This window comes from Rathayibacter sp. SW19, from assembly GCF_030866825.1.
Classification (GTDB): domain Bacteria; phylum Actinomycetota; class Actinomycetes; order Actinomycetales; family Microbacteriaceae; genus Rathayibacter_A; species Rathayibacter_A soli.
Window position 1 is genome coordinate 2,767,336 of the sequence record NZ_CP133020.1, and the last position, 11,981, is coordinate 2,779,316.

Consider the following 11,981-nt stretch of genomic DNA (forward strand, 5'->3'; position numbering starts at 1 on the left):
TCCCCGGTCGTATCAGTCGAGGGTCGCGATCGGGGCTGCCGGTGACCGGCTGCTGGGCCACGCGACTGGATCGGCTTGAAGCCACCGCGCGGTGGCCACGCCGCCGGGTGTGAGCCCGGCGAGAGTTGTGGTGTCCCGATTCAGGTGCGACTGATCGGTGTATCCGCATTCGGCAGCGACCGTGGCGGCGCTCTGTCCGGAAGCGAGAAGGTGGGCTGCGCGGTCGAAGCGCACCAGTTGCGCGGCCCGCTTCGGCGTAATGCCGATCTGCGAGCGGAAACGAGACCACAAGCGCTTGCGACTCCAGCCGACGTCATCAGCGAGCTGCTCGACGCGGATCCGGCCATGACGTGCTGACAGATGGTGCCAGGCGCGGGTCACCTCGGCGTCGACCCGACGCTCAGACAGGCACCGGTAGGCGAGCGCCGACTCGACGATCGCGAATCGGTCATCCCAATCCGGTTGTTCGTAGACGCGATTGCACAGCCGCTCGGCCTCGATACCCCAAATCCTGTCAAGTCCGACCGTGTCAGCAGCGAGATCGTCGACTGCCTCGCCGAGCACGGCGTATGCCAGCGTCGGCGACAGTCGCACCTGCAGGCATTCGAGGTGGCGTGCGCGGACTCGCAGCTGGGCGGCGCCGATCCCGACGACACCACTGCCGCGGATACCGTCCCCGCCCCGCGCTTCGACGACTTCGGCGTCGCCCAGGTCGATGAACAGCGTCACGGCGGGGAACGGGACCGTCGATAGTTTGACCGGAGCTGCCGAGCGGCCTGTGAACGCTGCCATGCGGAGTCCGTGCAGACGCGTAACGCGTGGCACGGCAATGTCCCACTCCTGCGGCATACGTCGATGGTACAAGCCGGGGTTCGCCTTCATCGCGCCTCCAAGGGGTTCACGAAGGCGAGGATGCGTGAAGACGTACCTGCTGGGTCCTCGAGCATCGGGGAGTGACCGACACCCGGCACTGCCTCGATGCGCGCGCCCGGCACTGCACTGTACTGAGCGTACGACGCCGGATGCCAACGGTGGTCGTCGGCACCGTACAGCACGAGCAAGGGCTTGCCGACCTGTTTGAGGCGCTGCGGCATCGGTTCCTGCTGGATGTACATGTCCGAGGCGAGCGAAGTCGCGGTGAGTGCGTGGTACGTCATGCCGCTCAGATCGTCGATGATCCGCTGCGGGATCCGGTAGCCCGGACGGCTGAACGCAGAACCCATGGCCTGCCGCAGCAGAAAGTCGGTGCGTAGCCGCCAGATCAACTGGCCGATCACCGGCGTGGTGAGCAGGTTCCCGGTTGGACCGCCGGAAATATACGCCGACATGCTCGGGCCGGTGTCGATGAGCACCAGCGCCGTCACCAGCAAGGGGCGCTGTTCAGCCAGGGACGTGGCGACATATCCGCCGGTCGAGTGGCCGATCACAATGGCGTGAGTGATGCCGAGCCTGGTCAACACATCGCCGACAAGCCTGGCCTGATGGGGTATCGAGTACTGGTTGCCGCCTGGCTTGGCGGACCGTCCGTGCCCCAGAAGGTCGATACGTATGACGTAGTGCGCCTTCGCGAGCACGGGCGTGACCGCATCCCACCAATGGATAGAACCTCCAAGGCCGTGGATGAGCACCAGGGCCGGAGCTGTCACCGCACCGTCCTCTCGTACATTGAGTGCGGTACCGCCGACTCGCACCGTGCCGCTGCTCGACACTGCGGCTGCCGCCTGGTCGTTGACGATGACGGTGTTCACTGCCAGCAGCCCGGCAATGACGCCGAGAACGACCGCGGCAAAAGCCAGCCGGCGACGCTTTCGATGCCTGCGGATGTGTGCAGCGTCACCTGTGTTGCGCTGGCTTGGCGCCGACGACGCGTCGAAGCGAATGAAGGGTGATCTCGTCATGACAGCAGTGTGGAACGCACACGACATCGCCGTCTTGGACGAATGTTCCGCCATGCCGAACTCGCACGCCGTCCTGGGATGAGCGGTCCGACCATGCGACGTGCGTTGCCAACCTGTTGCTACTCGCCGCGTTGAGACCCGCCGGAGCGCGACGACCGGAACGTGGAAACCCCCGGATAGCCGGGGGTTTTCGCCGATTGTGACCCCAGCGGGATTTGAACCCGCGTTACCGCCGTGAGAGGGCGACGTCCTAGGCCGCTAAACGATGGGGCCGCTTGCAACTCATCGAGTATGCCACACGCCGCCGCGCCGGACAAACCGAGCCGGAACCTCCCTCCTCGACGCTCAAGGGCGCACGGCCGCACTCCCGTGCGCCACATGGTGCGCCGTGCGCCAGCCGAAGTGGCGCACAGCGCACAAGCTGGCGCACACTTAGGCCAAAACGCGCAGCGCGCCGGGCACGACTTCCACCTCGATCGGCAGCGCACCGATCCGTTCGCCGTCCGCGTACGCGACCGCACTCGGCGACTCGAGCCTGACGCTGCGAACACGGGAGAGCTGCACCTCGGGAAGCGACGTATGCGTTCCGGAGAATACTTTCGAGAAGACGCTGATGAAGCGGATCTTGGACATCGGAGTGACAATGAACAGGTCGAGCAGCCCGTCGTCGAGTTCGGCGTCGGGAGCGATCATCATGCCGCCACCGATCGAGCGATTGTTCGCGACGGAGATCAGCATTGCGCGGGTCGCGAATGACTCGCTGTCCGTGGTCACGACGTACTCGATCGGCCGGAAGCTGACGAGTTCGATCAACATGGCCAGCGTGTACCGACTTTTGCCGCGCGGATGCGATATGCGGTTGGCCCGCTCGTTCACGATCGCGTCGAATCCGGCCGAGAGCACCCCGATGAACCAGGTGGTGAGGCCGCCCTGGCGCACACGGCCGGCGTCAATCACGCGCGGACCGCGCTCCAAGGCGTCCAGCAGCGCACGGATAGCGGCATCCGTATCGTCGATCGGCATGCCAAGCCCGCGCGCCACGTCATTGCCGGTGCCGCTCGGAATGATGCCAAGCGGCAACGTGGTGCCCGCAACGATGTTCGTTCCCATTCCGGCCATGCCGTCGCCGCCGACCATCACGAGTGCGTCGGCACCCGCGTCGACGGCTGCCAATGTCTCGCGCCGCAGAAGCTCGCCGTTCGGTTGTGTGATCGCGACGACCTCGAAGCCGGCCGCGCTCAGCGCGGTCACCACGGCAGGCCCCACCTCCTGCCGAGCCCCGAACGACGCTTGCGGATTGATCGCAACGACAATACGGGGTGCAGCGGTCGACATAGTTCCTGATTATGGCGGACCGCGGCGGGCGCGCGGGTCAACGCAACCGCAACCGCCGCAGCAATTGTGCATTCAGGGCGACGACGATGGTCGACAGACTCATCAAAACGGCTCCGAGCGCAGGCGACACCGTGATCCCTGCCCAGACCAGCGCCCCTGCAGCCAGGGGAATCGCGAACACGTTGTAGCCGGTGGCCCAGAACAAGTTCTGCTGCATCTTGCGGTAGGTGGCGTGCGACAGTGCGAGGGTACGGCCAACGCCGCGCGGATCACTCGACACCAAGACGATTCCAGCAGCCTCAATCGCCACGTCCGTACCCGCGCCGATCGCAATGCCGACATCAGCCTGGGCGAGTGCCGGCGCGTCGTTCACCCCGTCGCCGACCATCGCGACCCTGGAACCGTCCGCTTGCAGTTGGGCAACAGCTGCCGCTTTGCGTTCGGGCAACACCTCGGCGAGCACCTCCGTGATGCCCAATTGGTCTGCCACAGCGGACGCGACCGCCTGCGAGTCTCCGGTCAGCATGGCGACGCGCACCCCGGCATCCGTCAGCGAACGCACAGCCTCAGCGGATTCCGGACGCACGACATCGGCGAGCGCGATCGCACCGAGCACACTGCCCCGCTCGACCACGTACACGATAGACCGCGCCTCGCGGCCGGCGTCGACGGTGGCCTGTGCCAGCTCCGGGCTGAGCACCAACCCGCGCTCCTCGAGTAAACGTCCGGCACCCACCGCTACGCTTCGTGCGCCCACGTCTCCGGTGACACCTCGCCCCGGCAGCGCTTGGAAGTTCTCTACCTTGGGCACGCGGATGCCGCGCTTCAGCGCCGCATCGACGATCGCCCGCCCGATCGGATGCTCCGCTGGTGCCTCGACGGATGCGGCGAGCGCAAGCAACTCCGCTTCTGCAACCCCACTGCGGGTGTGCACCGCGACGACCCCCTGCTTGCCCTCGGTGAGGGTACCGGTCTTATCGAACAACACGACATCGATCCGGCGAGCGTCTTCCAACGCGGCACGGCTACGAATCAGCAGCCCGTTGCGGGCACCCAGCGTCGTCGCGATCTGCGCGACGAGCGGGATCGCGAGCCCGAGCGCGTGCGGGCAAGCGATGATCAGCACGGTGACGACGCGCTCAAGCACGAACGATGGGTCGCCCGGTTGGATCAGTGACCAGCTGATCAGGGTGATCGCGGCAGCGACAAGCGCAACGTAGAACAGCCATCCGGCCGCCTTGTCGGCCAGCAACTGCGAGCCGGATTTCGCATTCTGCGCGTCCGCGACCAATCGCATGATGCCGGCGATCGCTGTGTCCGCGCCGACCTTCGTCACGCGCACCGTGAGCGTGCCCGTGCCACTGATACTGCCCGCGACGACAGCATCCCTCTCGGCCTTCCCGACGGGAACGGACTCCCCCGTCAGCAGGGATTCGTCCACCTGTGAGTGTCCTTCCACAACCACACCGTCTGCCGGAATACCGGCACCTGGCCGGATCATGACGAGGGAGTCGACCGCGAGTTGGGACACCGGGACCGTCTGGATGGCGTCGATGCCGTCGGCCCCGCGCGTCACGAGTTCAGCCTGATCCGGAAGCAGCTTGGCGAGTTCGCCAAGCGCGTTCTGGGCGCCCATCACGGCCGACATCTCTATCCAGTGTCCGAGCAACATGATGGTGATGAGCGTTGCGAGTTCCCACCAGAAGTCCATGCCGTGCAGGCCGAGCGTAACGGCGGCGCTGTAGCCAAACGCCACCAGAATCGCCAGTGAGATCAGCGTCATCATTCCCGGCTTGCGTGCACGCAGTTCTGTCACTGCACCCCTGAGGAACACCAGTCCGCCGTACAGGAAGATCGCGATGCCGAACACGGCCGGAATGTATTGACTGCCGGCGAAGCGCGGACCGTTCAAGCCGAGGATCTCCTGCAGCCCCGGCGAGAACACCATTGTCGGGACCGTCAGAATCAGGCTCACCCAGAACTTCCGGCGAAAAATCGCCGGATCGTGGCCGGCGTGGCCTTCGTGGCTGGCATGGTCCGCGTGGCCCTCGTGGCCCTCGTGGCCCTCGTGGCCCTCATGGCCCTCATGCCCCGGATCTGCGCCGGGTTCGGTGGTCTCCGCGCCCTTTGTCACCGTGTGCTCGTGCATGTCGTGATCCTGCATGTCCTGTGTGCTCCTGTTCATGCTGCTGCCAACCATACCCTACGGGGGTATATTCCGCAGTTTGCGAATACCTGAAAATGGGTATTAGCTGGTGCCTCATGAGACTGACCAAGTTCGAACATGCTGCGTTGCTGCTTGAACAATCAGGCAAGAAGCTCTTTGTCGACCCCGGGTCCTTCACGACCGCGCTGACCGACACGGTGAACACGAGCGCCGTCGTCATCACGCACGAACACGCCGACCACTGGACGCCCGAGCAGCTGGGCCGAGTGCTCGAGATGAACCCCAATGTGCCGATCTATGGGCCGGCCGGCGTCGCAGCCGCCGCGAGCGACTTCGACATCATCACGGTCGCGGCAGGAGACACTGTCGAAGCCGGAGGGTTCACCCTGCGTTTCTTCGGCGGCAAGCACGCCGTCATCCATTCATCGATCCCCATCGTCGACAACCTCGGCGTGCTGATCAACGATCAGCTGTACTACCCGGGGGACTCGTTCACCATCCCCGAGGGCGTCGAGGTCGACGTGCTCGCCGTGCCGTCAAGCGCGCCGTGGCTCAAGGCGGCCGAATTCATGGACTACGTGCTCGCGGTCAAACCGAAGCGCAGCTTCCCGACGCACGAGATGGTCAACTCGGTAGCGGGCAAGAAAATGGCCAACGCGCGAATTGCCTGGGCAACCGAACAGAGTGGTGGCGAATTCTTCGCCCTGGAGCCCGGCGACACGCTCGATATCTGAGCACGTGCGCGGCTCGGCGCGTCGCTGCTCACTCGGAGACGGGCTCCAGCACGAACAGCGGGATCTGCCGCGTCGTCCTCGTCTGATAGTCCGCATACGGCGGGTACGCCTCCACCGCCCGCGCCCACCACAGCGTCTTCTCTTCGCCGACCGCCTCATGCGCGAGATAGTCGCGCTTGACCGGGCCGTCCTGCAGCTCGACCTGCGGGCTCTTGCGAATGTTGAAATACCACACCGGATGCTTCGGCGCGCCGCCCATGGAGGCGACCACCGCGTAAGCGCCGTCGTGCTCGACCCGCATCAGCGGCGTTTTGCGCAGCTTGCCGCTCCTCGCGCCGACCGTGGTCAGAATGATCACAGCCAGCCGGCCCAGCGTCACGCCTTGGGTGCCACCGGAACTTTCGTAGAGTTCCACCTGCTCGCGAGAGCGCTTCACCGAGCTGGGTTCGTATTCACCGACGAGTGGCATGGTTCAACTTTATCGCCGTGGCGCGATTCATGACTTCGAGCTCAGACGCGCTCGAGACGAAAGATCCGGATGACGCGACCGGCCGCTCGTTCATATTGACGATAGCCTGGCCAGTTGGCTTCGAGGAGTGCCCACACGGCCTCCCGCTCGTCGTCTTCGACCAGACGCGCATGCACCCGAATGCGCCGCCCGCGGACGCTGACAGCAGCATCCGGATGTGCGAGGAGGTTCCCCGTCCATGCCGGATGCTCGGCGCGTGCGAAGTTGCTCCCGGTCACCAGCAGATTGCCGGCGCCATCCGGCCAGTACATGAGCGTGGTGTCGCGCGGTAGACCGGACTTGACCCCCACCGTGTGCAATACCAGAGACGGAACGAGGAGACCGCTCAATTGCAGCCGACCCCCGGTGAGCAGCCGCATGCCGCGCTCCAGCGGAGGCATCACGACGGGGCCGACGCGACGGAACGCTCGTGTGCGCGAGATGCACGCGACCGCGCGTCGCACCTCGTGCGCAAGTGAGGGCATCCACCCATTGTCGCGCACTGGATGCAACGCGAGCAGCGCTGTCGTAGACTTTTGGCAGCGACCCCCGGCTGTATTTGGCACGGTGCGCCGACTCCGGATTGGGGCGGCAGGTCTCGCAGTGTTGTGTTGTCCTGTGTTGCCTGCCCAGATTTGTCCCCCGTCTCGAAAGTTGTCATGCGCGCACCAATCCGAACCGTATCTTTCGTCGGCGCAGCCGCGCTCGCGCTCATTCTCAGCGGATGTTCGGCGGCCGCGAGCGAACAATCCGTGGCGTCCGCGTCCGCAACGGTGTCGCCTGCGGCATCCGGGCCGATCGACAATTGCGGCACCACGGTGACGGTCGGCGCCGCGCCGAAGCGGATTGTGACGATCAAATCCTCCACGACGGAACTGCTGCTCGCCCTCGGATTGGGCAAGCGCATCGTGGGCTCGGCATTCCTCGACGGTCCGATTCCGGCCTCGCTCGCCGGCCACGGGACGCCGAAGGTGATCAGTGACTTCCTGCCCGGGCAAGAGGCGGTGCTTGCCTTACAGCCAGACTTCATTTACGCCGGCTGGGAGTCGAATTTCTCCGCAGACGGTGTGGGCGAGCGCGCGTCGCTCGCCCAGCTCGGCATCGGCACCTACGTGTCGCCGTCGGCGTGCAAGGAAGCCGCGTTCATGCCGGATCCGCTCACGTTCGACACCGTGTTCACTGAGATCGATCAGGCCGGCCGAGTTTTCGGTGCGAGTGCTGCGGCGCAGAAGCTCGTGACGCAGCAAAAGGCGCAACTGCATGCGCTCACACCGCCGAAGAAGACGGTCAGTGCACTCTGGTACTCCAGCGGCAGCACGACACCGTACGTCGGTGCCGGTATCGGGGCACCCGAGATGATCATGCGGGCGTCTGGGCTGAAGAACGTGTTCTCGAACGTGCACGACACCTGGAGTTCGGTGAGCTGGGAGGCGGTCGCAGCAGCGAACCCGCACGTCATCGTGGTCGTCGATGCGGACTGGAACACCGCGAAATCGAAGATCAGTGCATTGGAGGCCAACCCGGTCACCAAGAATCTCGACGCCGTTGTCAACCATCGTTTCATCGTGTTGCCGTTCGCCTCGACTGAGGCCGGCGTTCGCAATGTGCAAGCGGCTGCCAGCGTCATCCAGCAGTTGAAGAAGGTCGACGGGTGAGCGTCGCGACGGCCGTTCTGACGCACGCTCGGCGTTCCAACAAGGCCGCGGGGTGGACCCTGGCCTTGGCGATCACCCTTGTGGTCATCGGCTGCGTCGCTGTCACGATCGGGCCCGCCGGAATCAGCCTGGACGATGTCGCCAGAAGCATCGGCCACCACCTCGGCATCCCCGGCGTGGCCGCGCCACCGCTGCTGACGGACTCGATCGTCTGGCAGTTGCGTCTGCCTCGCGTGCTCACGGCCGCGGCCGTCGGTGCGGGCCTTGCGATCAGCGGGGCGGTCATGCAGTCGATCACTCGCAACCCGCTGGCGGATCCGTACCTGCTCGGCGTCTCATCCGGCGCAAGCCTTGGCGCCGTCGCCGTCTTGATCCTCGGTGTGTCGTTCGCGCTGCCGGCAGCCGCATTCGTGGGAGCGTTCGTGGCGCTTATCGCCACACTGTCGATTGCGAAGTCGGGCGGGTCGCTGTCCACGGGTCGACTGGTGCTCGCCGGTCTCGCGATTGCACAACTGTGCGCGGCCGGCACCGCGTTCGTCATCTTCTGGTCGGCGAAGGGAGACTCGTACCGTGACATCCTCAACTGGCTTCTCGGCTCGCTGGCCGGTGCCACGTGGACCTCGACACTGATCGCCTGGTCCGCCCTCGTTGTGATCGGCGTGCTGATCGTTGCCGCGGCGCCGCGACTGGATGCCTTCGCATTCGGGGACACGTCGGCCGCCTCACTCGGCGTCAACGTCAACGCCACCCGCTGGATGTTCCTCGGCGCTGTCGCCTTGCTGACCGGGGCGATGGTCGCCGTCAGCGGCGCGATCGGCTTCATCGGGTTGATCCTGCCGCATATGGTGCGCGGGCTGGCCGGGCCGGGGCACCGTCAGCTGATCCCGGCAGCAGCACTGGCCGGCGCCGCGTTTCTAGTCATCGCGGACACCCTTGCCCGCACCGTGTTCGATCCGCGAGAACTGCCGGTCGGCATCGTCACGGCGATCATCGGTGTTCCGGTCTTCATCGTGCTGATTCGAAGCAGAAGGGTCGCCACATGAGCATCGTCATGGACGGCGTGACGCGCCGCATCGAGGGCAGAGACATCCTCGACGACATCTCTGCAGAACTGCCGTCCGGTGCCGTCACCGGCATCCTCGGACCGAACGGCGCTGGCAAATCCACCCTGCTCCGGCTGATCGCAGGAATCGACGCACCGACGGGCGGACGGGTCATTCTGAACGGAGCGGTCGTGCATGAGCTGCAGCGACGCGACGCGGCCAAACGCATCGCTCTGCTCGAACAGAGCGCAGAACTGGAGACCGATCTGCCGGTGCTCGACGTCGTACTGCTCGGCAGAATCCCGCACCGCACCGGACTGTTCGGCGGTTTCGACAGGCCAGATGACCGCACCATCGCCCTTGCAGCGCTACGGTCGGTCGGCGCCGGCGACCTCGCGGAGCGCACCTGGCACGGCCTCAGCGGCGGCGAACGCCAACGGGTGCACATCGCCAGGGCGCTGACGCAGGAACCATCGCTGTTGCTGCTCGACGAGCCGACCAACCACCTCGATGTCACAGCCCAACTGTCCCTGCTCGGCCAGGTTCGCCGGCTCGCTCTCACCAGCGTCGTCGCCATCCACGATTTGAATCTTGCCGCCGCATACTGCGACTGGCTACTGCTGCTGCAGAACGGCGTACTCATCGCGGCCGGGCGCCCCTGGGACGTCATCACTGCCGAGCTGATCGAACGGGTCTACGGTGCACGATGCGACGTCATCGTCCATCCGCGACACGGCGGACCACTGGTCGTCTACGCGATGGACGGTGCCGCACCATCGAACCGCGAAGCAGCCAAGCGCGAAGCAGCCAGCCCTCAACCCGTTGCCGCGTCCTTCGCGGCCGCGAGCCCGGCCGCATAGCCCTGCGAGTATCCCTGTGCCTGCGCCTCAGCACTGCCGAGCCGGAACATGTCGGACTCGCCCGTGCGCACGATCGAACGCGCGCCCGGCCCATCGTCGGCCGTGACCAGCCGGGCCAACCCGCGCACGAAAGCCACCGGATGACCTCCCGTTTTTCCTTTGACCAGGTCGGTCATGCCTGCAATTTCGTCCGCGACCGCCGGGGCAGTGACAGCCAGCACTCGCCCCGCGCCATCCAGCACCCCTCGGAGGTCATCGACGACGACGACCCCAGCTGCGCCGATGGCGACATCCGTCTGACCGACGCGCCAGGGGCGCCCCAGCGTGTCCGTGATCACGACGCCGAGCCGCAGCCCGAAGCGGGACTGCAACGCAGCGCGGAGGGCGCAAGCGGTCGCATCCGGATCCACAGGGAGAAGCAGCACCGTGCCGAGCGCCGTGTTGCTCGCGTCGACGCCCGCCGCCGCCGCGACAATGCCGAGCCGGTTCTCGACGATGCGAGTCACCCCGTTCGCATGCGCACGGGTTGCCACGACGCGCACCGTCTCGCCCGTGATTGCATCTTCACGATCCATCGCGGCGACGATGCGCCCTTCAGCCTTCGAGACGATCTTGCTCGTGACGCTGAGGATGTCCCCGTCGACGAGAGCGCATTCAGGCTCGTGCGCGGCTGCCGCGTCGACGGCGTCACCGATCAACCGCGCGAGGTCGTCACCCGGCCGCACCTCAGGAACACCCTCAAGTGCCCAGGTCTGCACGAAGGCTGCCAGGCCGCTCATCGTGCGAGTTTCGGCAACACGTCACGACCGAACACGTCGATCCACTCGCGCTGATTACGGCCGACGTTGTGCAGATAGATGCGGTCGAAGCCAACATCGACGAAGCGCTGGATCGCCGCCCGGTGCACGTCGGGGTCGGCTGAGATCACCATCCGGCCCTCGAAGTCCTCCGGCCGCACGTGCTTGGCGAGCTGTTCGAACTCGAACGGTGAGCGGATGTCCGCCTTCGGAAACCGCATGCCGCCGTTAGGCCATTCACGCAGCGCGTTCGCGAGGGCCAGCTCATCGGTCTGCGCCCAACTCAGATGCAACTGCAACACTTTCGGAGCTTGCGACGGATCCTTGCCCGCTTCACGCGCACCGGCGTCGAATCGCGACATCAACCCGCCGACTTTCTCCAATGGTGCGCCGACAGTGATCAACCCGTCCGCGTGCCGACCCGCCCGCTTGGCGGTCACCGGTCCGGCTGTCGCAACGAGAATGTCCGGGGCGGTCTCCGGCATGGTCCACAGCCGAGTCGACTCGAGTTTGAAGTGCGGGCCCGCGTGCTTCACGTCGTTGCCGGAAAGCGAACCGGAAAACAGCTTCGAAATGACTTCGACCGCCTCGAACATGCGATTGATGCGTTCCGGAGCCTCGGGCCAGTAAGCGCCGACGATGTGCTCGTTCAGCGCCTCCCCCGAGCCGACACCCAGCCAATGCCGCCCCGGATACATCGCCCCGAGCGTCGCGGATGCCTGCGCCAGCATCGCAGGATGCCAGCGGAAACTCGGCGTGGTGACCCCTGGCCCGAAATCCCCGTGGGTGCGTTCTCCGATCGCGGCCAGTACACTCCACACGAAAGAGGCCTGCCCCTGCGCCGGAACCCACGGCTGAAAGTGGTCGGCGGCCATCACTCCCGAGAACCCGTGCGACTCGGCATACGCACTCAGCTCAACGGCCTCCATCGGCGCGAACTGCTCCAACATCGCCGCATAGCCGATGGTCAGTGGAAAGGACATC

At 65.7% G+C, this 11,981-nt stretch carries 12 protein-coding genes and 1 tRNA gene; 4 read left to right on the top strand and 9 right to left on the bottom strand.

Translation table 11 applies throughout. The features are described from left to right. Window positions 1-12: 12 nt before the first annotated feature. The 5 genes from QU604_RS12860 to QU604_RS12880 form a co-directional block, all read right to left on the bottom strand. The gene (locus QU604_RS12860; RefSeq protein WP_308465026.1) at window positions 13-792 is read right to left on the bottom strand and encodes a helix-turn-helix domain-containing protein; all 780 of its coding nucleotides are present in this window, start codon (window positions 790-792) and stop codon (window positions 13-15) included. 86 nt (window positions 793-878) lie between these two features. Then, window positions 879-1,898, bottom strand: a complete 1,020-nt coding sequence (locus QU604_RS12865; RefSeq protein WP_308465027.1) for an alpha/beta fold hydrolase — start codon at window positions 1,896-1,898, stop codon at window positions 879-881. Between the two features lie 200 nt (window positions 1,899-2,098). Next, window positions 2,099-2,171: transfer RNA gene (locus QU604_RS12870), tRNA-Glu, on the bottom strand. Between the two features lie 159 nt (window positions 2,172-2,330). Next, window positions 2,331-3,233, bottom strand: a complete 903-nt coding sequence (locus QU604_RS12875) for a diacylglycerol/lipid kinase family protein (RefSeq protein ID WP_308465028.1) — start codon at window positions 3,231-3,233, stop codon at window positions 2,331-2,333. A gap of 37 nt (window positions 3,234-3,270) precedes the next feature. Further along, window positions 3,271-5,418: a heavy metal translocating P-type ATPase gene (locus QU604_RS12880; RefSeq protein WP_308465029.1), complete on the bottom strand. Its 2,148-nt coding sequence runs from the start codon at window positions 5,416-5,418 to the stop codon at window positions 3,271-3,273. A gap of 77 nt (window positions 5,419-5,495) precedes the next feature. Here QU604_RS12880 and QU604_RS12885 point away from each other — a divergent pair, with 77 nt between their 5' ends. Next, window positions 5,496-6,134, top strand: a complete 639-nt coding sequence (locus QU604_RS12885) for an MBL fold metallo-hydrolase (protein WP_308465030.1) — start codon at window positions 5,496-5,498, stop codon at window positions 6,132-6,134. 28 nt (window positions 6,135-6,162) lie between these two features. Here the strand turns inward: QU604_RS12885 and QU604_RS12890 are convergent, their stop codons facing one another. Together QU604_RS12890 and QU604_RS12895 are read right to left on the bottom strand one after the other, a co-directional pair. Further along, window positions 6,163-6,603 (bottom strand): nitroreductase family deazaflavin-dependent oxidoreductase, encoded by a 441-nt coding sequence (locus QU604_RS12890; protein WP_308465031.1) that lies wholly within the window; start codon window positions 6,601-6,603, stop codon window positions 6,163-6,165. A gap of 41 nt (window positions 6,604-6,644) precedes the next feature. After that, window positions 6,645-7,127, bottom strand: a complete 483-nt coding sequence (locus tag QU604_RS12895) for a nitroreductase family deazaflavin-dependent oxidoreductase (protein ID WP_308465032.1) — start codon at window positions 7,125-7,127, stop codon at window positions 6,645-6,647. Between the two features lie 174 nt (window positions 7,128-7,301). Here QU604_RS12895 and QU604_RS12900 point away from each other — a divergent pair, with 174 nt between their 5' ends. The 3 genes from QU604_RS12900 to QU604_RS12910 are packed head-to-tail and all read left to right on the top strand — an operon-like array spanning window position 7,302 to window position 10,200. Then, complete coding sequence (locus QU604_RS12900) at window positions 7,302-8,297, top strand: putative F420-0 ABC transporter substrate-binding protein (RefSeq protein ID WP_308465033.1); 996 nt, start codon at window positions 7,302-7,304, stop codon at window positions 8,295-8,297. A gap of 17 nt (window positions 8,298-8,314) precedes the next feature. Next, window positions 8,315-9,340, top strand: coding sequence for a putative F420-0 ABC transporter permease subunit (locus QU604_RS12905; RefSeq protein ID WP_457852548.1), 1,026 nt, complete (start codon window positions 8,315-8,317; stop codon window positions 9,338-9,340). Further along, the gene (locus QU604_RS12910; RefSeq protein WP_308465034.1) at window positions 9,337-10,200 is read left to right on the top strand and encodes an ABC transporter ATP-binding protein; all 864 of its coding nucleotides are present in this window, start codon (window positions 9,337-9,339) and stop codon (window positions 10,198-10,200) included. The genes QU604_RS12905 and QU604_RS12910 overlap by 4 nt, the downstream gene beginning before the upstream one ends. Here the strand turns inward: QU604_RS12910 and cofE are convergent. After that, the gene (gene cofE, locus QU604_RS12915; RefSeq protein WP_308465036.1) at window positions 10,155-10,979 is read right to left on the bottom strand and encodes a coenzyme F420-0:L-glutamate ligase; all 825 of its coding nucleotides are present in this window, start codon (window positions 10,977-10,979) and stop codon (window positions 10,155-10,157) included. The two genes, QU604_RS12910 and cofE, sit on opposite strands and share 46 nt — an antisense overlap. Beyond that, entirely contained in the window at window positions 10,976-11,980 is a 1,005-nt protein-coding gene (locus QU604_RS12920) for a TIGR03557 family F420-dependent LLM class oxidoreductase (RefSeq protein WP_308465037.1), read from the bottom strand. Before QU604_RS12920 ends, cofE begins: the two co-directional genes overlap by 4 nt. Window position 11,981: the final 1 nt, after the last annotated feature.